The organism is Streptomyces sp. NPDC087420, from assembly GCF_044744165.1.
GTDB lineage: Bacteria > Actinomycetota > Actinomycetes > Streptomycetales > Streptomycetaceae > Streptomyces.
Map to the genome: position 1 here is coordinate 411,557 of NZ_JBIUXU010000002.1, position 22,858 is coordinate 434,414.

The window sequence follows — 22,858 nt, forward strand, 5'->3', positions numbered from 1 at the left end:
GAGGGGGCGTGCGGGGCCCCGCCGACCGTCCGCCGTAACCGATCCGCCGTCGGCGCGTGACCGCCGGCGCGTGGCCCAGGCCCGTAACCCCTAGCGCGTGACCGCGAACTCCCGCAGGATCGCCGCCGCCAGCTCCTGGTCGCCGTCGATCTTCACGCGGTCCGCCACCGCGTTGTACCGCACCCGGCCGCACGCCAGCCGGTAGTACGTCTCCCAGTCCAGCGCCAGCGTCACCAGCGGGCCGAGCGAGGGCGAGCCGTCGATCGAGCCGCGGCCCTCCGCGTCCACCCGGACCGTCCGCAGGAACTCCAGCGGGCCGTGCACATCGATGACCACCGCCGAATTGGGCGGCAGGCCCGCGTCCTTGGCGATGACCTTCGGCAGCGCGGCCAGCAGCGCGTCCCGTGTCACATGGGCGCCGGGGGAGTCGAGGTTGCCCGGCCGGTTCAGGGTCGTACGGAGATCCTGCTCATGGACCCAGACGTCGAACGCCCGCCCGCGCAGGGCGGTTTCGAGGGTCTGCTCCTTGCCGAGAGGGGCCCGGACCATCGTGTCGGGCGAGCGGGTCTCGTTCCGCAGCTGACGGTTGCGGCGGATGATCGTGTACTCCAGCTCGGCGGTCATCTCCGGCGCGGTGTGGTGCCGCCGCACGTCGACCTGCATCTCCATGTACCGGGCGAACTCGTTCTGCACGTGGTAGAGATCGCGCGGCAGCGAGTGGATCGGACGTGGGTCCCCGAGCATTTCAGATTCCATGCCGATGACATGCGAGACGACATCTCGTACGGACCAGGCTGGGCACGGTGTGCGCCAGTTCCATTCACCCTCGGCGAGCGGCTGCACCAGCTCGACTATGGCCTCGATGGAGTGGGTCCAGGCATCGGCGTAGTTTTGAAGGCTGGGATGGACGGTCACGGGACCCCTCGGCGGTTCTGCGGTACGCGGGCTGGCTTGCTTGCGGGCTGGCTGCGGGCTGCGGGCTGCGTGGGAGGCTCGGCAGCTAAGTTACGCTGCCCGATGGCACCCCGGCAGTGCTTTCGTGTGACGATCGTAGGCCCGTGTTGACGGCTCGAATGCCAGGACGGTGGTACTGTGCGCGCCTCTCTCCTCCAGATCGCAGTAGACCCGGACGAATCGGTCGAATCCCGCAGGCGGCGGGTGGCGGCGCTGGTACGCAAACAGCGCGGCGCGGACCTGGTGGTGCTGCCGGAACTGTGGCCCATGGGGGCATTCGCGTACGAACTTTTTGCCACGGAGGCGGAAACGCCGGACGGGCCGACGTTCGAGGCGATGTCGGCGGCGGCGCGTGACGCGGGGGTCTGGCTGCACGCGGGGTCCATCGTGGAGCGGGTCCGGGACGGGGGTTCCGACCGGCTCTTCAACACCTCGCTCGTCATTTCCCCCGCCGGCGAGCTGGTCCGTACGTACCGCAAGATCCACCGCTTCGGCTTCGACAAGGGCGAGGCGACGCTGATGGACGCGGGCTCCGAGCTGGTCACCGTGGCGCTCCCCGACACCACGACCGGCGACACCACGACCGGCGACACCACGATCGGCCTCGCCACCTGCTACGACCTGCGCTTCCCCGAACTCTTCCGGGGTCTGGTCGACGCGGGCGCGCAGGTGCTCGTCGTCCCGGCCGGCTGGCCCGCGAGGCGGCGCGCGCACTGGTCGCTGCTGGCGCGGGCCCGCGCGGTGGAGAACCAGTCGTACGTCCTGGCCTGCGGGACCGCGGGGACCCACGCGGGCGTGGAGCAGGCGGGGCACAGCGTGGTCGTGGACCCGTGGGGCGAGGTGCTGGCCGAGGCGGGGAACGGCGAGGAGGTCCTGACGGTCGACCTGGACCCGGCGCGGGTGGCGTTGACGCGCGAGCAGTTCCCGGCGCTGAAGGACCGACGGCTGGGGCTGCCGGTCCCGCCGGTACGCGACTGAGCCTGCTCGTCAGGCCGTGGCCCTCAGCCCCCAGCCCTTTCTCACCCGTCCTCCCGCTCCTTCTCCGCCATCCGGATCACGCACACCGCCACGGCGAGGAGCAGGGCGTGGTCCGAGTCGTCCCGTACGACCTCGACGCCGTACGTCTCCCGTACCCGCAGCCAGCGGCGCGAGATGTCCGCCAGCAGCTCACCGTCGTACTCGACCGCGAACTCCCGGTCCAGGATCCGGCCGCTGACCTCCAGGTCGGTGCCGTCGGCGAGGCTCACCCGGTAGTGGTTGCGCAGCAGCGACAGCCGCTTCTTGCGGATGGTCGCGAGCGTTTCCCCGTCCCGCTCCAGCGTCATCGTGTCCCGCAGGCTGACCAGCTTCTGCCGCAGCGTGATCAGCACGCGCCCGTCGGTGTCCTTGAGCTCCAGCGTGTCGCGCAGGCGCAGCGCCTTGCCGTCGACCAGGAAGGCCTTGCGGCCGTCCTCGTCCTCGATCCAGTAGTCGTCGCCGATCGCGAAGATCTTGTCGCGCACGAGATATTTCATGCGGAACGCCTACCCGGCGACGACCGCGCCGTACCGGTGACGCACCAGAGTCACGGCCTCGTCCAGCTGTTCCCGTTCCGCGTCGGAGAGGGTGGGATTGGCGGCCCGCCGCTCCCGTACGTCCAGGAGGAGGCACTCGAAGGTCTCCCCTGAGTCCCCCGCCACCGGCCCGGCCGCCCGCAGCACCGCCACCAGCCCCGCCGCCGCGCCGTCCGCGAGGGGCGCGCCGCTCACCGCGACCTGCGCCAGGATCAGCGCGGACATCGCCAGGTCGAGGCCGGGAGCGCCCTCCTCGGTGTTGCTCCAGTCGATCACCACGGGTCCGTCCGGCGTGAGCATCACGTTGTCGGGGTGGAGGTCGAGATGCAGCACCCGGTCCCCCGGCCGCGCCCCGAGCCGCGCCGGCACCGTGTGCAGCCGCCGCAGCAGCCCGGCCAGCTCCGTCCCGGCCGCCTCGGGCGTGGTCTCGCCCCGCACCAGCGCCTCCAGCATCGTCGGCCCCGACAGCCGCTCCATCACCAGCTCCCGGGGCGCCTCGGGCCGTGGCGGCCTGACCCGCGGCACCGGATAGCCGTGCTCCCGCAGATGCCCCATGACCACCGCCTCGTGGCCGGCGTCCAGCCCGACCCGGTAGCGCCGCAGCACCCACCCCTCGCCGTACGCGTACACGTCCGCGCTCCTGCCGACCCCCAGCAACTCCCCAGTTCGCATCCCGAGAAGGTAAGCGGCACCCGCCCTCCCGGTCGAGAGGGTCCCCGGCCGAAATGGCACCCTTGACACATGAACGATGTTTCCCCGGCCCCGCGCCGTGTCCGTGTCCGCGCTCCCGAGCTGGTCGGGAGGGGTGGGTGGCTGAATACGGGTGACACCTCCTACACCCTTGCCGACCTGCGGGGACGTATCGTCGTTCTCGATTTCTGGACGTTCTGCTGCATCAACTGTCTGCACGTCCTGGACGAGCTGCGGGAGCTGGAGGAGAAGCACCGGGACACGGTGGTGATCATCGGGGTGCACTCGCCGAAGTTCGTGCACGAGGCCGAGCACCAGGCCGTGGTCGACGCCGTCGAGCGGTACGAGGTGCACCACCCCGTGCTGGACGACCCCGAGCTGGCGACCTGGAAGCAGTACGCCGTGCGGGCGTGGCCGACGCTGGTCGTGATCGATCCCGAGGGGTACGTCGTCGCGCAACACGCGGGCGAGGGGCACGCGCACGCCATCCAGAAGCTCGTGGAGGAGCTGGAGGCGGAACACGCGGCCAAGGGGACGCTGCGGCGCGGGGACGGGCCCTATGTGGCGCCCGAGGCCGTGGCCACGGACCTGCGGTTCCCCGGGAAGGCGGTCGTGCTGCCGGGGAGCGGGAACTTCCTCGTGTCCGACTCCACCCGGCACCAGCTGGTCGAGCTGGAGCCGGACGGCGAGACCGTCGTACGGCGGATCGGGACCGGCGGGCGCGGGTTCGGGCCGGATTCGTTCAGCGAGCCGCAGGGGCTCGCGCTGCTGCCCGACGGCACGGTGATCGTCGCCGACACGGTGAACCACGCGCTGCGTACGTACGACCCCGCCGGCGGGGAGATCAGGACCGTCGCCGGGACCGGGCGGCAGTGGTGGCAGGGCTCGCCCACCTCGGGGCCCGCCCTGGAGGTGGACCTCTCGTCGCCGTGGGACGTGGCGTGGTGGGCGGACCGGGTGTGGATCGCGATGGCCGGCGTGCACCAGCTGTGGACGTACGACCCGGCCACCGGCACCGTCGAGGTCGCGGCCGGCACCACGAACGAGGGGCTGGTGGACGGGCCCGCCGCCGAGGCGTGGTTCGCGCAGCCCTCGGGGCTCGCGGCGGCCGGGGACCGGCTGTGGGTGGCGGACTCGGAGACGAGCGCGCTGCGTTATGTCGAGCGGGCGCCGGACTCGGACGGCTTCGCCGTGCACACGGCGGTCGGCACCGGCCTCTTCGACTTCGGCCACCGCGACGGACCCGCCGAACAGGCCCTGCTTCAGCACCCGCTGGGGGTCACCGCGCTGCCGGACGGCTCCGTCACGGTCTCGGACACGTACAACCACGCCCTGCGCCGCTTCGACCCCGCGACGGGTGAGGTGACGACGCTCGCCACCGACCTGCGCGAGCCGTCGGCCGCCGTGCTGGCCGGCGAGGACATCGTCGTGGTGGAGTCCGCGCGCCACCGGCTGACCCGGCTGAGGCTGCCCGACGAGGCCGTACGGGTCGAGTCCGTCGCCCACCGCACGCAGCGCGCGGCCACCGAAGTCGCCCCGGGAGCCCTCCGGTTGGACATCGTCTTCACGGCGCCGTCCGGCCAGAAGCTCGACACCCGTTACGGCCCGTCGACCCGCCTGCTCGTCTCCGCGACCCCGCCCGAACTGCTGGCGGAGGGCTCCGGCGCCGGCACGGACCTCCACCGGGCGCTGGTGCTGGCCGACGGGGTCACGGAAGGCGTGCTGCACGTCTCCGCCATGGCCGCGTCCTGCGACGACGACCCGGCGAACGAGTACCCGGCGTGCCATGTCCACCAGCAGGACTGGGGCGTTCCGGTACGCGTGAGCGGCGAGGGGATCTCACGGCTCGCGCTGGTCCTGGCCGGCATGGACGACGACCACCCGGAGACGGCCGGCTGAGCCGGCGCGGACGCCTGACGGGGGCTCGGAGCAGCCCCCGGGTCAGGGCCCGGGGTCGGGGCCCTGGTCAGAAGCCCCTGCGGTCGTCCTGCTGCACCACGGTCGGGGTGACTATGGCGCGCCTGCGCCGGGCGATGCTGGTGAAGGTGGCGATGCCGATGATGCCCACCGCCATCATGATCAGCCCGACCAGGTCGAGGTTCACGCTGTCGGAGTGCCAGTCGGTCGCGAACGTGAGGATGGCTCCCACGCCGATGAGTGCGATACATCCGCCGATGCCCATGAATTCCGCCTCCTGTTGACAGTTGGCCGTTCCGGGCCTGTGCCTCGGGTACCCCGGTCCGGAACAGCCATGCGGGCGGCGGAAGTTCGTCTTCCAGGCGCGGATCCCGGGCTCAGTCGCCCAGGAAGGCCACCAGCGCGTTGGCCAGGAGGTACGGGTCGTCGGCGCCGCACAGTTCGCGGGCGCTGTGCATCGACAGGATGGCCACGCCGATGTCGACCGTCTGGATGCCGTGCCGGGCCGCGGTGATCGGGCCGATCGTCGTGCCGCACGGCATCGAGTTGTTGGAGACGAACGACTGCCACGGCACCCCCGCCTTCTCGCAGGCCGCGGCGAACACCGCCCGGCCGCTGCCGTCCGTCGCGTAGCGCATGTTGACGTTGACCTTGAGGATCGGGCCGCCGTTGGGGCGCGGGTGGTGCGTCGGGTCGTGGCGGTCGCCGTAGTTGGGGTGCACGGCGTGGCCCGTGTCCGACGACAGGCAGACCGTACCGGCGAAGGCCCGCGCGCGGTCCTCGTACGTACCGCCCCGGGAGAGCACGGAGCGCTCCAGCACCGTACCGAGCAGCGGGCCGTCCGCGCCGGTGTCCGACTGCGAGCCGTTCTCCTCGTGGTCGAAGGCGGCGAGGACGGGGATGTGGGGGAGGGAGCCGCCACCGGGGCCGGCGACGGCGGCCAGGGCGGCGGTCGCCGCGTGCACGGACAGGAGGTTGTCCATCCGGGGTCCCGCCACCAACTCCTCGTCGCGGCCCAGGTACGAGGGGCGTTCGATGGCGTGCGGCATGAGGTCCCAGCCGGTGATGTCGCCGGCCTCGACACCGGTCTCCTCCGCCACGAAGCGGATCAGGTCGCCCTCCTCGGGCTCGCCGAGCCCCCAGATCGGCTGCATGTGGCGCTGTCTGTCGAGCTTGAGGCCCTCGGTGTTGACCGACCGGTCCAGATGGACGGCGAGCTGGGGGACCCGCAGCAGCGCGCGGTCGACGTTCACGAGCCGGTTCGAGCCGTCGCGCAGGGTGATGCGGCCCGCCAGTCCGAGGTCGCGGTCGAGCCAGGTGTTGAGCAGCGTTCCGCCGTAGATCTCGACGGCGATCTGCCGCCAGCCGTACGAACCGGTGTCGGGAAGGGGCTTGACCCGCAGGTTCGGCGAGTCGGTGTGCGCGCCGACGATCCGGAACGGGGTGTGCGGACGGGCGTCCTCCGGTACGAACCAGGCGATGATCGCGCCGCCGCGCAGGACGAACTTCCCACCCGTGGCGCCGTCCCAGGCGTCCGTCTCCGCCACCTGCCGAAAACCGGCCTTCTCCAACCGCTCCGCAGCGTTGGCCACCGCGTGGTACGGCGAAGGGCTGGCCGCGAGGAAGGACATGAGGTCGTCGGTGTGGCCGCGGTCGAAGCGGGCGGAAGTGCTCATGGGGTTCACCATAACGACGGGGCGTGACAGTGGGATCGCCACAGGTTGTTACGGGGGGAATGCGGGGTGGGTACGGGGCCGGGGAGCCGGTGGTGAGTGGTGGGAGGACCCCGGACGCGCCGCAGGACGCCTCCCTGGGAGAGGCGTCCTGCGGGTCGGCCGGCCGGGGTGTGCCCCGATGCGCTCAGAACGCCGATTCGGGCAGCTCCATCAGGGAGTTGTCCACCGACTCGGCGAGCGTGCGCTGCGCGGAGACGCCGGGCAGCACGTTCGCCGCGAAGAACTTCGCCGCCGCGATCTTGCCCTGGTAGAACGCCACGTCCTTCGCCGCCGCCGTCTCCAGCTTCTCCGCCGCGACGGCCGCGCCGCGCAGCAGCAGGTACGCGACGACCACGTCACCCGAAACCATCAGCAGGCGTGTGGTGTTGAGGCCGACCTTGTAGATGTTCCTGACGTCCTCGCCGGTGGCGGTGAGGTCCGCCAGCATCCGGCCGACGATCGCCTCCAGGTCGACGGCGGCCTTGGCGAGCGCGTCCCTGGCCGGCGCCAGGTCCGTACCGCCCGTGGAGACGGCGAGGAACTTCTTGATCTCCTCGGCGAGGGTGTTCAGCGCCTGGCCCTGGTCGCGGACGATCTTCCGGAAGAAGAAGTCCTGGCCCTGGATGGCGGTGGTGCCCTCGTAGAGCGTGTCGATCTTGGCGTCCCGGATGTACTGCTCGACCGGGTACTCCTGGAGGTAGCCGGAGCCGCCGAACGTCTGGAGCGACTGCGCGAGCTGTTCGTACGACCGCTCGGAGCCGTACCCCTTGACGATGGGCAGCAGCAGGTCGTTGAGGCCGGCGAGCGCCTTGACGTCCTCGCCCGAGGCCTCCTTGAGGGCGATCTCGTCCTGCACCGACGCGGTGTACATGACGAGGGCGCGCATGCCTTCCGCGTACGCCTTCTGCGTCATGAGCGAGCGGCGCACGTCGGGGTGGTGCGTGATGGTGACCTTGGGCGCGGCCTTGTCCATGAACTGCGCGAGGTCGGGGCCCTGGACGCGCTCCTTGGCGTACTCCAGCGCGTTCAGGTAGCCGGTGGAGAGCGTGGCGATGGCCTTCGTACCGACCATCATCCGGGCGAACTCGATGATGCGGAACATCTGGCGGATGCCGTCGTGCCTGTCGCCGATGAGCCAGCCCCGGGCGGGGCGGCCGTCGCCGAAGGTCATCTCGCAGGTGTTGGAGGCCTTGAGGCCCATCTTGTGCTCGACGTTGGTGGCCTTCACGCCGTTGCGCTCGCCCAGCTCGCCGGTCTCCCAGTCGAACTCGTACTTCGGTACGAGGAAGAGGGACAGGCCCTTGGTGCCGGGTCCCGCGCCCTCGGGGCGGGCGAGGACGTAGTGGAGGATGTTCTCCGACATGTCGTGCTCGCCGGACGTGATGAAGCGCTTCACGCCCTCGATGTGCCAGGTGCCGTCGTCCTGCTGGACGGCCTTCGTGCGGCCCGCGCCGACGTCCGAGCCCGCGTCCGGCTCGGTGAGGACCATCGTGGAGCCCCACTGCCGCTCGACCGCGAGCGAGGCGACCTTCTTCTGGGCCTCGTTGCCCTCCTCGAAGAGGATACCGGCGAAGGCCGGGCCCGACGCGTACATCCACACCGCCGGGTTGGCGCCGAGCACCAGCTCCGCGTAGGCCCAGATCAGGGAGCGGGGGGCCGTCGTGCCGCCGATCTCCTCGGGCAGGCCCAGCCGCCAGTACTCGGCGTCCATGAACGCCTGGTAGCTCTTCTTGAAGGCCGCGGGGACCGGGGCGGTGTGGGTCTCCGGGTCGAAGACGGGAGGGGTCCGGTCGGCCTCGGCGAAGGACGCGGCCAGATCGTTCTCCGCCAGGCGGGCGATCTCGCCGAGGATGCTCTTGGCCGTCTCCACGTCCATCTCCGCGAACGGACCCGTGCCGTAGAGCTTGTCGCGCCCGAGGACCTCGAAGAGGTTGAACTCGATGTCGCGGAGATTCGACTTGTAGTGCCCCATGGCGACTGCTCCGTAAGGCTCGGGGAGGCGGATTCCTCAGACATGTACCAGTGAGTGGCTCCGATGATGCTACCCATGGGTAATAAGATGCAACCCCGACCGGACTTCTGTGACGAGGTCGACCGGGGGGCGCTCGGGGGCATCGGGGGCATCGGGGAGGCGCCGGGAAGCATCGGGAGGCATCCAGAAGTGGACCGGGCCCCTGGGGGCGCTGATTCTCAGTACTCTTGCGGTCATGTACGGCTACGACCAGACCCCGGGCGCTCAGCAGCAGTACGCGCACCCGCAGCAGCAGCAGCCGCAGCAGCCGATGGGCGGTGTCGGTGTCGGCGGGTACGGCGAGCAGCCCCTGTATCCGGAACCATCACCTCCGTCGCTGGGTGACGCCGTGCGGGCGTTCACGACGGGGTCGTTGTCGGCCGAGGACTTCCAGCAGATCTTCGCGACGTCGAAGGTCTACTGTCCGCGCGGCGACAACCCGGGGTTCCTGGCGCTGCACAACACGCAGCAGCCGGTGATCCCGATGTTCAGCACGCTCAAGGAGCTGCGCCGGTACGCGGGCAAGGAGTCGAAGTACTTCGTGATCACGGGCGCGGAGGTGATCGACCTGCTGCCGACGGGGTACGGCTTCGTGCTCGACATGGAGGGGGACCACCGGATGGTGTTCGACGCGAAGGCGGTCGAGCAGATGGTGGACTTCGCGATGAGGCGGATGTACGGCTGACGTTCCGACGTCCGCCTCCGACTGTCCTGGGGCCCGTACCGACGCGGTACGGGCCCTTTCGCATGCCCGGGAATGAAAGCCTCCTTGCCAGATGTTCACCGTTCAACTAAATTGAGCGTTGACTTCATCGAGGAGGACCTCATGCCCGCAGTGACCGTCGAAAACCCGCTGACCCTGCCGCGCGTCGCTGCCCCCGCCGACGCCGTGGCCCGCCCCGTGCTCGCCGTCTCGACGGCGCCCGGCGGCTTCGAGGGAGAGGGCTTCCCGGTGCGCCGCGCGTTCGCGGGCATCGACTACACCCATCTCGACCCGTTCATCATGATGGACCAGATGGGTGAGGTGGACTACGCGCCGGGCGAGCCCAAGGGCACGCCGTGGCACCCCCACCGCGGCTTCGAGACCGTGACGTACATCATCGACGGCACCTTCATCCACCAGGACAGCAACGGTGGCGGCGGGACGATCATGAACGGCGACACGCAGTGGATGACGGCGGGCTCCGGCCTGCTGCACATCGAGACGCCGCCGGAGTCGCTGGTGCTGTCGGGCGGGCTGTTCCACGGCCTCCAGCTGTGGGTGAACCTGCCGGCGGCGGACAAGATGATGAACCCGCGCTACCAGGACATCCGCGGCGGCCAGGTGCAGCTGCTGACCTCGCCCGACGGCGGTGCGCTGCTGCGGGTGATCGCGGGCGAGCTGGACGGCCACGAGGGCCCCGGCATCACGCACACGCCGATCACGATGGTGCACGCGACGCTGCGGCCCGGCGCGGAGGTCACGCTGCCCTGGCGCGAGGACTTCAACGGGATCGCGTACGTGCTCGCGGGGCGTGGCGCGGTCGGTACGGACCGGCGGCCGGTCCACACCGGGCAGACCGCGGTGTTCGGGGCGGGCGGTTCGCTGACCGTACGGGCGGACGAGTCGCAGGACTCGAACACGCCTGACCTGGAGATCGTGCTGCTCGGCGGGCGTCCGATCCGTGAGCCGATGGCGCACTACGGGCCGTTCGTGATGAACAGCCAGGCGGAGCTGAAGCAGGCGTTCGACGACTTCCAGGCGGGGCGGCTGGGGACGGTGCCGGTCCCGCACGTGCAGTAAGTCCGCACGTGCAGTAAGCGGGGTCTGCCGGCCTCGGGTGCGGCGGGCGCGTCAGCCCGCCGGACCGGGGGCCGGCGTGGTCGGGTGGGCGGGTGAAGATGCCCTCGCCGTCGCCGCTGCTGCCCCGGGGTGCCTCGCGGTTCGCCGCCTGGTGCGGGGTGATCGTGCTGGCCGCCGCGGTGGGGGCGGTGGTGATCTGGCTGTCGCTGACGCTCAAGGCGGTGGTCACGCCGGTGCTGCTGGCCATTCTGGGCACGGCGCTGCTGGGGCCTGTGTACGGGTGGCTCGTCAGGCTGAAGGTGAACCGGTCGGTCGCGGCCTTTCTGACGTGCCTGTGTGTCGTGGTGGTGGTCGGCGGGGCGGGGTACATCGTCGTCAACGCGCTGGTCGACAACGGGAACCAGATCGTCACGTCGGTACGGGACGCGGCGAAGACGCTCTCGGAGCACTTCGGGTTCGCGGGGGCGTCGCTGGACGATCTCGCGAAGAACGCGAAGTCGCTGCTCTCGCGGTACGGGGCGACGGCGGCGTCCGAGGTGGTCAACGGGATCAGCCTGGTGGCGGAGCTGATCGCCACGGCGGTGCTGGCGCTGCTCCTGATCTTCTTCTTCCTGCGGGACGGGGGGCGGATCGCGCGGGCGTTCCGCTCGCTGGCGCCGGCGTCGACGGGGGAGACGGTCGAGGCGATGGCCCGGCACGCCTTCCGGGCGGTGGCGGGGTTCATGCACGGGACCACGCTCATCGCCCTCATCGACGCCGTCTGCATCACCGCCGGGCTGCTGATCCTGCGGGTGCCCGGGGCCATCGGGCTCGGTGCGCTCGTCTTCGTCGGGGCGTACATCCCGTTTGTCGGCGCGCTGCTCTCCGGCTCGGTCGCCGTCCTGGTCGCGATCGCCGACCGCGGCTTCGGCGTCGGGCTCTGGGTGCTGGCGGTGCTGGTCGGGGTGGAGGCGGTGGAGGGGCATCTGCTCCAGCCGCTGATCCAGAGCCGTACGGTCCAGATGCACCCGGCGGTGATCCTCCTGGCGATTACCGCGGGGGCGGGGACGGCGGGGATCCTGGGGACGCTGTTGGCGGTGCCGTTGACGGCGGCGGCGATGGGGGTTCTGTCGGAGGTACGGCTCCGGATGGGCCCGGGGGGCGGCCCGGACGACCCGGCTGCGGGGGGCCCTTCGGGTCCGGACGCCCCGGAGGCCCCCGGCGGAAGCGATTCCGCGGCCCCGGCCGCCCCTGACGACGCGGACCCCTCGGGCAACACGACGCGGCCTGCGGCCACGCCTCGTCCTCAATCGCCGGACGGGCTTGATAGGGCCGCCCCGGGTCGGGAATCTGCGGGCGAGGCGCCCGGTGGGATGGAGAGACCGGATCGGTGGCGTGGGCGGTTCAGGTGGCCTCGACGGCCCCAGCGGCCCGGGGCGGGCAAATCAAGCCCGTCCGGCGATTGAGGACAACACGTGGCCCCGGGGCCGCGTCAGGCGTTCGGCCGCGCGGAGTCGTCAGGCTCGTGGTCTCCGGACTCGTACAGCTCGAACCAGATCGACTTGCCCTCGCCCCGAGGATTCACCCCCCACGCGTCCGCCAGCACCTCCATCAGGATCAGCCCGCGCCCGCTGGACGCCAGTTCGCCGGGGCGGCGGCGGTGGGGGAGTTCGTCGTTCACGTCCGCGACCTCCACCCGCAGGCGGCGGTCGCCGCGTTCGCCCGCCGCCTCGGCGACCAGCAGCGCGTCGCCGTCCGTGTGGACCAGGACGTTCGTGACCATCTCCGAGACCATCAGCACCGCCGCGTCGACCTGCTCGCCGTCCGACCAGTCGTGCAGCAGGTCGCGCAGCTGCCGCCGCGCCCCCGAGATCCCCTCCGGCTCCGCCTGCGCGATCGTCAGCGCCGTGCGCCGCGGCGGCGGCTCCCGGTCGGCCCGGGGCTGTGAGCCGTCCCTCGCGAGCAGGACGAGCGCGATGTCGTCCTCCCGGTGCTCCGGGAGCGGCCCCGTCATGTAGTGGGAGCCGGGGCCGTGCACGACGCCCATCAGCGCGTCCGCCAGCTCCTCCAGGGACGACCCCGTGTCGCCCTCCAGCACGGGCCGCAGCCGGTCCCAGCCGGTCGCCAGGTCGTGGCCGCCGGTCTCGACGAGCCCGTCGGTGCAGAGCATCAGCAGCTCCCCCGGCTGGAGGGTGATCTGCGTCGTCGGATAGTCGGAGTCCGCCTCGATGCCCAGCGGCAGCCCGCCCGCCGTCTGCCGGATGAACGCGGTCCCGTCCGGCATGCGGAACACCGGGTCCAGGTGCCCCGCCCGCGCGATCTCCAGCGTCCCGTTCTCCGGGTCGACCTCCATGTAGAGGCACGTGGCGAAGCGGGGGCCGTTTCTCTCGTACTCCTCGTCCGTCATGGTGGAGTCCGGCGAACCGTCGCCGGCCATGGCGGAAGGCCCCGCGACCGTCCCCGTACCCCCGTCGTTCTCCGGCCCCGGGAACTGCCGCATCCCCGCGAGGAACCGCGACGCCCGGGACAGCACGGCGTCGGGCCGGTGCCCCTCCGCCGCATACGCGCGCAGCGCGATCCGCAGCTGCCCCATCAGCCCCGCCGCCCGTACGTCATGCCCCTGTACGTCCCCGATGACCAGCGCGAACCGCCCGCTGCCCCGCCCCTCCGCCTCGGTCGTGCCGCCCGGCAGCGGGATCATGTCGTACCAGTCGCCGCCGACCTGGAGCCCGCCGCCGGTCGGCACGTACCGCGCCGCCACCGACATCCCCGGGATGTCCGTGTTCAGCGTCGGCATCATCGAGCGCTGGAGCCCCAGCGACAGCTCGCGCTCGCTCTCGGTGACCCCCGCGCGCGCCAGCGCCTGCGCGAGCATCCGCGCCACCGTGTTCAGCACGGACCGCTCGTCGGGCGAGAACGCCACGCGGTTCTTGAAGGCCGCCATCCACGTGCCGAGCGTGCGGCCCGCGACGGTCAGCGGCAGGAAGGCCCAGGAGTTGCGCGCGAACGGCTCGATGCGCGGCCATATGTCCGGGTAGCGCTCCTTGTACGACTCCGCCGTCGGCAGGTAGATCGCCCGGCCCGTCCTGATGACCTCGGACGCCGGATAGTCGGAGTCGACCGTCAGGCTGGAGAAGTCGTCCGCGTCAGCCAACGTGTTCCCGAGGAGGCCGACGATCCGCAACGCCTCCTGCGACGGCGAGGTGCTGAAGACCGCGAGACCGTCCGGCGAGAAGCCCGGCATGGACAGCGACGACGCGACCCGCAGCACCTCGGCCGTCGAGCGGGCCTCCGCCAGCGCCCGCCCCGCGTCGAGCAGGAACGCCTCGCGGGACCGGCGCCAGTCCCCGGTGATCGAGCTGCCCTCGATGGCCGTGCCGGGACGCGGCTCGGCCACCTCCTGGAGGGTGCCGATCAGCTCGTACACCTGGACCCCGTCGGGCAGCGTCCTGACGACCGGCTTGGACCGCGCCCGTACGGTACGCAGCACCCGGCCCTTCTCGTTCATGATCCGCAGCCGGGCCTCGGCGAGGGTCCCCTCCGTGACCGCGAGGTTGACGATGCCCTGGATCTCGTTCCAGTCCACGGGGTGGAAATGGGAGCGCGCGCCCGACGCGGTGAGGGAGGCCGGTTCCGCGGGCAGGCCGAGGAGCCGGGCCGCCTCGGCGTCCAGGGTGACGCGGCCGGTCGCGTCGTCCCAGCGCCAGATGCCGGTCGCGATCGCGGCCAGGACTTCCTCGGTGCGCATTGTCACACTTTATGAACATCTGTAGAGCAAACGCCAATGAGGAGGCCTCAGCGGCGGGCGATAAGGTTGTGGCGGTCACCACCAGCGCTGCCAAACCACCATGACCCCGAGTTGCGAAGACTGGATGAAAGACGATGCATCGGTACAGGTCCCACACCTGCGGCGAGCTCCGCGCCTCTGACGTCGGCACCGACGTCCGGCTGAGCGGCTGGCTGCACAATCGCCGAGACCTGGGCGGCATCCTCTTCATCGATCTGAGGGACCACTACGGTCTCGTCCAGCTCGTCGCCCGTCCCGGCACCGCCGCGAACGAGGAGCTGTCCAAGCTCACGAAGGAGACCGTCGTCCGCATCGACGGCACGGTCTCCGCGCGCGGCGCGGAGAACGTGAACCCGGACCTCGCGACCGGTGAGATCGAGATCGAGGTCTCGGAGGTCGAGATCCTGGGCGCGGCGGGCCCGCTGCCCTTCACGATCAACACCGAGGACGGCGTCAACGAGGAGCGGCGCCTGGAGTACCGCTTCCTCGACCTGCGCCGCGAGCGCATGCACCGCAACATCATGCTGCGTACGGCGGTCATCTCCGCCATCCGCCACAAGATGACCGCGCTCGGCTTCAACGAGATGGCCACGCCGATCCTCACCGCGGCCTCCCCCGAGGGCGCCCGCGACTTCGTCGTCCCCTCCCGGCTGAACCCCGGCAAGTTCTACGCGCTGCCGCAGGCCCCGCAGCAGTTCAAGCAGCTGCTGATGGTCTCCGGCTTCGACCGCTACTTCCAGATCGCGCCCTGCTTCCGCGACGAGGACGCCCGCGCCGACCGCTCGCCGGGCGAGTTCTACCAGCTCGACGTCGAGATGAGCTTCGTCGAGCAGGAAGACGTCTTCCAGCCCATCGAGAAGCTCATGACCGAGCTGTTCACCGAGTTCGGCGAGGGCCGCGAGGTCACCTCGCCCTTCCCGCGGATCCCGTTCCGCGAGTCGATGGTCAAGTACGGCAACGACAAGCCCGACCTGCGCGCCAAGCTTGAGCTGAGCGACATCTCGGACGTCTTCGAGGACTCGGACTTCAAGGCGTTCGCCGGCAAACACGTGCGCGCCCTGCCGGTGCCGGACACGGCCGGCCAGTCGCGGAAGTTCTTCGACGGCCTCGGCGACTACGCCGTCGGCCTGGGCGCCAAGGGCCTGGCCTGGGTGCGGGTCGGCGAGGACGGCGCGCTGAGCGGCCCGATCGCCAAGTTCCTCACCGAGGACAACGTCAAGGTCCTCACCGAGCGCCTCTCCCTCGCCCCCGGCCACGCGATCTTCTTCGGCGCGGGCGAGTTCGGCGAGGTCTCCAAGATCATGAGCGCGGTCCGCGTCGAGGCCGCCAAGCGCGCCGGGCACTTCGAGGAGGGCGTCTTCCGGTTCTGCTGGGTCGTCGACTTCCCGATGTACGAGAAGGACGAGGAGACCGGGAAGATCGACTTCTCGCACAACCCGTTCTCGATGCCCCAGGGCGGTCTGTCCGACCTGGAGACGAAGGACCCGCTGGACATCCTGGCGTGGCAGTACGACATCGTCTGCAACGGCATCGAGCTGTCGTCCGGGGCGATCCGTAACCACGAGCCCGAGCTGATGATCAAGGCCTTCGAGATCGCCGGCTACGACCGGGACACCGTCGAGCACGAGTTCGCGGGCATGCTGCGCGCGTTCCGCCTCGGCGCCCCGCCGCACGGCGGCATCGCGCCGGGCATCGACCGCATCGTGATGCTGCTCGCGGACGAGCCGAACATCCGCGAGACGATCGCCTTCCCGCTCAACGGCAACGCCCAGGACCTGATGATGGGCGCGCCGACGGAACTGGACGAGTCGCGGCTGCGGGAGCTGAACGTGGCGCTGCGGAAGCCGGTCGCGAAGTCGGGCCCGGCCGAGTAACCGACTGCCGAGGCCGGGCCTGGCAGCGCGCGCGGGGAGCGCCGCCAGGCCGTCCGGCGGTGTCCGCTACTTGGACAGCGACTTGGCGAAGAGGCCGTAGAGCTGCTTGTGCGCGTCCTCCTGCGTCGGGTAGAGCACGAGGACCCGGATGGGCAGGTTGCCGCCCTGGGGGACCATGTGGACACCTTCGGGGGGCGAGCCGAGGAGGACGTCCCCGTTGGAGCCGTCGTCAATGATCATTCCCCAGAAGGTGCCGGCGAACTCCTTGTAGAGGACCGACCCGACCGGAAGCTGACCGAATCCGACGTTCCAATGAGTCACAGCCGATTCGCCGGCGTACATGGTGATGTCGTAGGAGTAGATGTACTTCTGGGTCTCCCCGTCCAGCCAGCTGGTATTGAACTTCTGCTCGACGGTGAGGTTCTTCTTCGCCGCGGTGAAGGTGACGGTGTCCGGGTCTGATTCCTGGCCGCCGCCGCCGACCGCCTTCGCCGTCACCGTGTGACTGCCCGTGCTCCATTCGCCTTCGTGGGTGAACGACCAGTTCTGACCGTTCACCTTGGCGCTGCCGATTTTGGTGCCCCCCTCATTGAGGTTCACCGACTCGGCGTGGAAGGCGACGCCGTCGATCGAGGCCGCGGTGTCGACTTCCGCGCCGTTCAGCGGCGACCTGATGTCCACGACCGGGCTCGGGAGCGTGACGTAGAAGCGCAGATACGCCTTGCCCGAGGTCACCTCGTCGCGCTCGGCCACGGCGGTGAGGTCCTGCTGCCCGAGGGACCAGTCGGCGTCCGGGGTGTACTCCCACTTGCTGTCCGTGACCGGGCAGGTGCTCAGCAGCTTGGCACCCTCGTAGAGCAGCACCTTCTGTACGTCGGAGGCGGCTGTGCCCTGGACGGGCTGGCGGCGCTTCTCGGTCGGCGCGCCGGCCGTGGGAGCGGTGAAGACCGGGGGCGGCACGGGCTTGGCGAAGGCGAGGGCGGATTGGGCCTGATCGTTCCATGTGCCGGTCGCGCTGCCGGACAGCGGGATCGCCGTCATGTCGTCGATCGACGTGCCCGCCTTGACGGGCAGCTGGCTGCCGCCCTGATTGGTGCGCGTGAAGAGGATGTTGTCGATGGTGGTGTTGTTGACGACGGCGCTCACGCCGTCGTCACTCTGGTCGAATCCGTAGTCGCTGAAGTTGTTCGCCGTGCCCTTGGCGGGAATGACGAGAATCTTGTCCCGCGTTCCGCCGTCGTTGTAGTTGATGTCGGCGAACAGTGAGAAGGCGTCCGCAGGTGCCTTGTCCTTGCCGCGGCCGTGGATGACGTACGGCCCGTCCTGGGCGCCGGTTCCGTTGTTGACTGCCATTTTCAACCTCGCTGTGTCAGTGCTGGATTTTCCGTCGCGAGTTCGTCTCGCGACCCGGGTTGCCCTGCTTACGCGTTTTGCTCCGTCGATGCCGCGGGCTTGCCATAACGCTCGGAAAGCCTGCCGAATTTGTACCGAAAGGCCAGAGACGGGCTGTAAGTGGACTGGAATGGCTCGTAAGGCGGTTGCACCATCCACTGGACTGTCATGGTGGTCGCTGAGAAGTAGTCGCGTGCCCGGTTGAAGAAGTACTCTTCCCCGTAGGGTGACCAGTCGCTGTATGTCCGTGACCAGTGGTCCGGACCGACTTGGTCCGGCACCGGCAGGCCGGCGTTCTTGAATTCGGTGATCTTTGCCGATACGTCATTCTCGCCGAGGGACAGCAGGAAGACCCACAGGTTGAAGAGGAACCAGAGGACGTCACCGCCAGGGTCGCTTTGCAGCATGATCTGCACCTGGGTGGTGAACCGGCCGTCCATGATCGCGCTCTCAAGGTGTTGCCGTGCTTCGGCGCCTTGATCCGAACCAATTGCCTCTTTGAGTGCCAGAGTGGTTGGTTCGTACTTGTTCTGCAGAACCCATGCGTACGTCTCCATGGCTGCCGCCTGGACGTACCCCTTGAGCTGGCCGATCCAGTTCATGAAGTCGGAGCTGGCGGTCAGTTCGGCCGAGGGCGCATCTGGAACTTCGCCCAAATTGAGCCGAACGGCTTCCAACAGAAAATAAGCCGGAAGCCACATCGCCGTGTAGTCATTTGGAAGGTATTTCCTGAAGATGTTCCGGAGAGGAGCCAGCTGATCATATTTCTCACCCACATGGGGGAAGAGGAGTTCTCCGTATAAAAGGGGTTCGGCGCCACCATGGAAGGCGCCTTGCCTCGATCCTGCCCATTTGCCCTCTCCCGGGGGTGACTCGGACCATCCCACAAGCCCACATAACGGTTTACTGCTCGATTCGAAGAGCAGATCGCTGTGCAGTTTGACAGCGGGCGCGGCTTTGCTGTGCCCGGGCATGGTGTCGATCAGCGCGCACAGTTGGCCGGACAGGTCGTCGGAGCCGCCGGCTCTCTCACGGATGGTCCCTTTGAGGGCGGTGCCCAATTGCGCCAGGATGTCGTCCGACAGCTTCACGACGCCTTGGCCTCGATGGTGAACGCGGCCTCGGTGCTGCCCAGGTTGTTGGTGGCGACCATGGTGTACGTGGTCACGGGGAATTCGGTGATGGTGTCGTCGGCCCTGATGGCGCCGGTATCCGCGTCGAGCTTCATGAAGGAAGGCAGCCGGCCGTCCTTGATCTTGAAGGTCATCGGCTTGCTGCCGCCTCCGAGCACGGGGGTGTAGGTGACGGACTGGGTGTTGGTGAGCACGACGATGTCGTCCATGGTCATGGCTTCGGGGGCGCGGCCGGCCATGGTCAGCGTCCAGGTGGTGCCGCTCTCCTCGACCAGACGCACGCCGCTGGAACTGTTGAGAGCGAGGTAGCCCTTGGCGGCGGAGGGGCTGTACGAGCCGCTCGCATCGGCGTAGACCGGCTGGAGCGTGAACGGCAGGCTCTTGAGGTTGTCGTCCTTGGTGAGGGTCGCGTCGTCGGTGACGTGGGCGAGCCAGTACTGGGTGACGGCATCCGGGGTGGGCTTGTCCTTGGTGGACTCGTCGGCGAAGACGACGGTGTCGTTCTTCATGACGGTGAGGTACTGCCTGACCAGGGTCTTGCCCTTGCCGACGAGGGCGGTGAAGCGGGTCAGGCCGAGACCGTTGGTCTCCGGACCCCACACGACGGCACCGGTGTTGTCCGCCGGGCCGGGGGTGATGGCGCCGTCCTGCCCGGCCACCAGGAACTTGTTCCCGTTGCTGAGCTGGGCTCCCAGCATCTCAAGGTCTTCCTGCTCCTTGAGGTTGTAGCTGATGGCGTAGTCGATGGCCGAGCCGTGGGAGCGAGTGGTCAGGCCGGCCGGTTCGGCGTACTTCCTGATCCATTCGTCGACGGGGTTCGGCGGCGTCTTGTACATGGCGAACAGGGCGAGGACCAGACCGGCGAGGGCGCACGCCACGGCGAGGACGTCGATGACGGGGATGATGACCGCGATCGCCGCCTCGCTCAGGACGGAGGCGAGGAGGTACTCGCCGACCAGGGCGAAGAGAGCGAGGGCTCCGCTGACCAGGGAAAGGACCTGGGAGGCGATCTCCATCGGGCTGCCGCCGCGGGTCAGCTCGTAGATGCTGAAGGCCATGCCGGTGATGATGAAGAGCGGTCCGATACGCGTGGCCAGGAACTTCGTCAGACTGTTGCCCATCATCCGGGCGAAGAACGAGGCCTCCTCCGCCGCGGCGGCGTCCTCGGCCACGCCCCCGAGCCAGCGGGCGAGACTGCTGCCCATTTTGCTCATGGATTCGCTGAGGGCCTCCGGCTGACCCCCGAGGGTTGCCCAGGCGAGTGTCTTCATCCGCTGCCAGGCGCTCAGTCCGTCGGCCGTGAAGATCGCGTAGACCTTGACACCACCGGTGACGACGCTGCTCAGTGCTTCGGTGCCGAGCTGGACCGTGTTGGTGATGATCTCCGCCCGCTGCTCGGCGTTGAGATTCTTCCAATCACGGTACGGGCCGAGCATGTTGAAGACGACCAGACCGCTCATCCCGCTCGCGAGGATGGTTCCGAAGAACTTGCCGAATCCCTTGAACGCCGACTTCGTCATGTGCTCCGGGTACCACTTGTCGACGAATTCCGCGGCGACCTTCCCGAAGGGAAGCAGTACGTTCTTGGTTGAAGCCGCACGCTGCATGGCGGTCACTGAGCTCTGGATGAAGTGCGTCTGGCTCTCCTCGGCCAGGAGGGCTTTGAGAGTTTCGGCGTGCTTCCTGATTTCAGGATTCTCTGACGCGAGGTTGGTCTCGACGAACTTCTTCAGATACTCCAGGATCAAGTCGTAGTCGGTGGCTTTGCCGTAATAGCTGATGGACTGGAGGAGGAATACGCTCGACAGGACGGTCTGGAGGGATTCGAAGTACTTGCGGGCGAAGTAGCCGCTGCTGTCCAGTGCGGTGAGAAGCGTGACGTTCTGCTGCACCATGAGAGTCAGCGCCGCCTGGTCCCGGCTGGGATTCGTCATGAGGGCCTGCAAGTTGGCCCAGGTGCGCGGGTGGGTGAGCCGACAGTAGGCTCCGAAAGCCCAGTAGCGTCCCGACTTTCCGTTCTGTCCGGCCTCTTCGATGAGCGTCTTCATCTTCTGGCGCTCCGGCCCGGTGAGCGTCGAGCATGTGTCCATCGCCTTGAGCCAGCCCTCGACGTAGCCGTCGATGTCTTTGCCCTGCTGGACGGTGTGCTTGCTCTGGTCATCCAGATACTGCTGGAAGAGAGGGTTCTTGAGCTTCCAGTGGTATGCGAAGAGAAGGCTGCTGTGCCCGCGGTAGATGTCGTTGACCGCGACCTGGTCCTTGAGCCACATGGCCGCCCGGGGGCCGTTGAGCTTCCTCTCGTTGTCCGCGGTCCCCCCGGCCAGACCCTGCGCCAGCACGCGGGTGGACAGGGACTCGTACCAGGGCCTGGCTTCCTTCCCCTTCACGCGTGTGGCCAGCACCGTGGCGAGTTCACCCGTGGCTGTGGGCTGCTCCATGCCGGGGAAGAGCGTGGACCACTGGTCGCTGGGGACGCAGCAGCTCATGAGGGTGTGAAGGTCTTCGCGGACCCCTGCCTGCACATCGTCCGACCACTCACCCTTGGTGTTCTTGCTGTAGGGCGTCATCACCATCAAGGTGTTGATGTCGAGGTCGCCGCTGCCCGCCACGGCGTTGTCGTCGGCCGGGAGAGCGAGTCGCGCGGAGAGAGCGGGATACCGCTGCGCCTGCGCCACCACGAATGCCCTGACCTGAGAGCCGGCCATCCGGCAGGCGGACAGGCCGTCCTCACTGGCCGTGGAACCGTCCACCGAGAACGACAGCATGCCGTTCCGCGGCAGCCCGGTCGCACTGCGCGCGGCGGCGGACAGGTCCTTCCAGACCAGTTGCCGGCCCCGGACGAACGCCTGGGCGACGGGCTTGTCATCGGCATACAGCCTGCCCCCGAAGACACCCAGCACCGAAGGAGCCGTTCCCTCGCCACCCCGCAGCCGGTAGTAGCCGCTCACGACAGGGTCGACATAGGTCCCCTTGAGCCCGTACACCGTGCCCGTGGCGTCCGGGGCGCCGACCAGGATGGCGCCGGCCAGCGTGTCCACCGATGCCGGCTGATCGCACTGCAACCGGTACGGATACAGCGGTGTCTCATCGGGGCAGCTGTCCCCCGTCACAGCACCGGAGTTCATGGCGAAGTTCAACTTGTAGATAAAACTTCCGCCATGGCTGACGCCTGCGTCGATTTCGAAGGAAAAGTCCGTCCCCTTCTCTCCAGGATTCCAGGTGCAGTCCTCGCACCGCAGATCGCTGAAGTTTGTCCCCGTCGCGGTGGGATCAAATTTTCCGCCGCTTGAATCGACAGAGTAATCAAACCGGAGCACATCATCACTGCTCCACGTGGCTTTCTTCCACTTGTCGGATTCCACGTCCCAGGTCAGGCCAAGGACGATCTTTCCCTGCGTGAGCAACTGCGCTCCGGCATCACGCGAAATGTCACAGACGAACGCCGTCTCGGTGATGAGTTCGACGCCGACGTCGCTGCCCAGCCTGCCCAGGATTCCATGGCCGGACCTGTGGTCCCCGCCGAAGAGAATCCGCCCCCCGCCGTACGGTCCGCTCCAGGACAACGCCTTGCTCTGTTCGTCGAACGACCACATGTCACGCTGCACCGGCACCCGGTCCAGCAGTAACTGGTCCGCCTGCACGTCGTTCTTCACCGGCCGCAGCAGGGTGACTGTCGCGGGGGCCCGCCCCTGCTCTTCCGTATCGGCCTTCACCTCGAACGTCAGCGCTTTCGGCCACGCCTCGTCCGCCGCGATGCGTGGCTCCTCAGGGAATGCCTCGTCCTCAACGGTCGGCTTCGCCTCGGTCATCACCATCGTCGGAAATCCATTCGTTTGAGAATTGCCCAGGAATGTTTGACTGGAAAATCATCGGCGGACCTGTGCGCCAAATGCGGCGGCTTTGAAGTTACATGCTGAAGCCCGGCCGAGTTTCAGGGGAATGTGCGTCCGACACGAAAGAGTGAAGCAGAAACGTTATGGTGGTAGGTGCGTTTAGCCCGCTTGGTGCGGCCCGGCTCATCCGCGCGGTCTTCGGTATTTCCTCGGGCTGGATGAGTGAGCGCGACCCGT

The 22,858-nt window shown here is 68.8% G+C and carries 15 protein-coding genes and 1 pseudogene; 6 read left to right on the forward strand and 10 right to left on the reverse strand.

Translation table 11 applies throughout. From position 1 onward, the window contains the following. Positions 1-90 precede the first annotated feature (90 nt). Complete coding sequence (locus tag ACIO1C_RS05330) at positions 91-915, reverse strand: maleylpyruvate isomerase family mycothiol-dependent enzyme (protein WP_401858840.1); 825 nt, start codon at positions 913-915, stop codon at positions 91-93. A 177-nt stretch (positions 916-1,092) separates the two neighbouring features. Between ACIO1C_RS05330 and ACIO1C_RS05335 the strand changes: the two genes are divergently transcribed. After that, positions 1,093-1,932, forward strand: a complete 840-nt coding sequence (locus ACIO1C_RS05335) for a carbon-nitrogen family hydrolase (RefSeq protein ID WP_401858842.1) — start codon at positions 1,093-1,095, stop codon at positions 1,930-1,932. 41 nt (positions 1,933-1,973) lie between these two features. On the opposite strand, the gene ACIO1C_RS05340 is transcribed toward ACIO1C_RS05335, so the two are convergent. Both ACIO1C_RS05340 and ACIO1C_RS05345 read right to left on the reverse strand, forming a co-directional pair. Further along, complete coding sequence (locus ACIO1C_RS05340; RefSeq protein WP_401858844.1) at positions 1,974-2,468, reverse strand: LURP-one-related/scramblase family protein; 495 nt, start codon at positions 2,466-2,468, stop codon at positions 1,974-1,976. Positions 2,469-2,477: 9 nt separating this feature from the next. Further along, complete coding sequence (locus tag ACIO1C_RS05345; protein ID WP_401858845.1) at positions 2,478-3,179, reverse strand: phosphotransferase; 702 nt, start codon at positions 3,177-3,179, stop codon at positions 2,478-2,480. A 69-nt stretch (positions 3,180-3,248) separates the two neighbouring features. On the opposite strand from ACIO1C_RS05345, the gene ACIO1C_RS05350 reads away from it, so the two are divergent. Then, entirely contained in the window at positions 3,249-5,096 is a 1,848-nt protein-coding gene (locus ACIO1C_RS05350; RefSeq protein ID WP_401858847.1) for an NHL domain-containing thioredoxin family protein, read from the forward strand. Positions 5,097-5,163: 67 nt separating this feature from the next. Here the strand turns inward: ACIO1C_RS05350 and ACIO1C_RS05355 are convergent, their stop codons facing one another. The 3 genes from ACIO1C_RS05355 to ACIO1C_RS05365 all read right to left on the reverse strand — a co-directional run bounded on the left by ACIO1C_RS05355 (position 5,164) and on the right by ACIO1C_RS05365 (position 8,801). Next, entirely contained in the window at positions 5,164-5,379 is a 216-nt protein-coding gene (locus tag ACIO1C_RS05355) for a DUF6458 family protein (RefSeq protein ID WP_401858848.1), read from the reverse strand. Positions 5,380-5,491: 112 nt separating this feature from the next. Beyond that, the gene (locus ACIO1C_RS05360; RefSeq protein WP_401858850.1) at positions 5,492-6,790 is read right to left on the reverse strand and encodes a M18 family aminopeptidase; all 1,299 of its coding nucleotides are present in this window, start codon (positions 6,788-6,790) and stop codon (positions 5,492-5,494) included. 184 nt (positions 6,791-6,974) lie between these two features. After that, positions 6,975-8,801, reverse strand: coding sequence for an acyl-CoA dehydrogenase (locus ACIO1C_RS05365; protein ID WP_401858852.1), 1,827 nt, complete (start codon positions 8,799-8,801; stop codon positions 6,975-6,977). Between the two features lie 235 nt (positions 8,802-9,036). Here ACIO1C_RS05365 and ACIO1C_RS05370 point away from each other — a divergent pair, with 235 nt between their 5' ends. The 3 genes and pseudogenes from ACIO1C_RS05370 to ACIO1C_RS05380 form a co-directional block, all read left to right on the forward strand. Further along, complete coding sequence (locus tag ACIO1C_RS05370; protein WP_401858854.1) at positions 9,037-9,525, forward strand: SseB family protein; 489 nt, start codon at positions 9,037-9,039, stop codon at positions 9,523-9,525. A 141-nt stretch (positions 9,526-9,666) separates the two neighbouring features. Continuing rightward, the gene (locus ACIO1C_RS05375; protein ID WP_401858856.1) at positions 9,667-10,623 is read left to right on the forward strand and encodes a pirin family protein; all 957 of its coding nucleotides are present in this window, start codon (positions 9,667-9,669) and stop codon (positions 10,621-10,623) included. A gap of 98 nt (positions 10,624-10,721) precedes the next feature. Further along, positions 10,722-11,801, forward strand: a pseudogene (locus ACIO1C_RS05380) (AI-2E family transporter); the annotation flags it as partial. 293 nt (positions 11,802-12,094) lie between these two features. Here ACIO1C_RS05380 and ACIO1C_RS05385 read toward each other — a convergent pair. Next, positions 12,095-14,350 carry a SpoIIE family protein phosphatase gene (locus ACIO1C_RS05385; RefSeq protein ID WP_401858858.1) on the reverse strand — a complete coding sequence of 752 codons (2,256 nt, stop codon included), beginning with the start codon at positions 14,348-14,350 and terminating at the stop codon, positions 12,095-12,097. Positions 14,351-14,484: 134 nt separating this feature from the next. Here ACIO1C_RS05385 and aspS point away from each other — a divergent pair, with 134 nt between their 5' ends. Further along, complete coding sequence (gene aspS / locus ACIO1C_RS05390; RefSeq protein ID WP_401858860.1) at positions 14,485-16,263, forward strand: aspartate--tRNA ligase; 1,779 nt, start codon at positions 14,485-14,487, stop codon at positions 16,261-16,263. A gap of 66 nt (positions 16,264-16,329) precedes the next feature. Here the strand turns inward: aspS and ACIO1C_RS05395 are convergent, their stop codons facing one another. From ACIO1C_RS05395 to ACIO1C_RS05405, 3 genes are all read right to left on the reverse strand, one after another. After that, positions 16,330-17,616: an Ig-like domain-containing protein gene (locus tag ACIO1C_RS05395; RefSeq protein ID WP_401858862.1), complete on the reverse strand. Its 1,287-nt coding sequence runs from the start codon at positions 17,614-17,616 to the stop codon at positions 16,330-16,332. 68 nt (positions 17,617-17,684) lie between these two features. Further along, positions 17,685-18,746 (reverse strand): hypothetical protein, encoded by a 1,062-nt coding sequence (locus tag ACIO1C_RS05400; RefSeq protein WP_401858864.1) that lies wholly within the window; start codon positions 18,744-18,746, stop codon positions 17,685-17,687. Next, positions 18,743-22,603 carry a hypothetical protein gene (locus ACIO1C_RS05405; RefSeq protein ID WP_401858866.1) on the reverse strand — a complete coding sequence of 1,287 codons (3,861 nt, stop codon included), beginning with the start codon at positions 22,601-22,603 and terminating at the stop codon, positions 18,743-18,745. Before ACIO1C_RS05405 ends, ACIO1C_RS05400 begins: the two co-directional genes overlap by 4 nt. Positions 22,604-22,858: the final 255 nt, after the last annotated feature.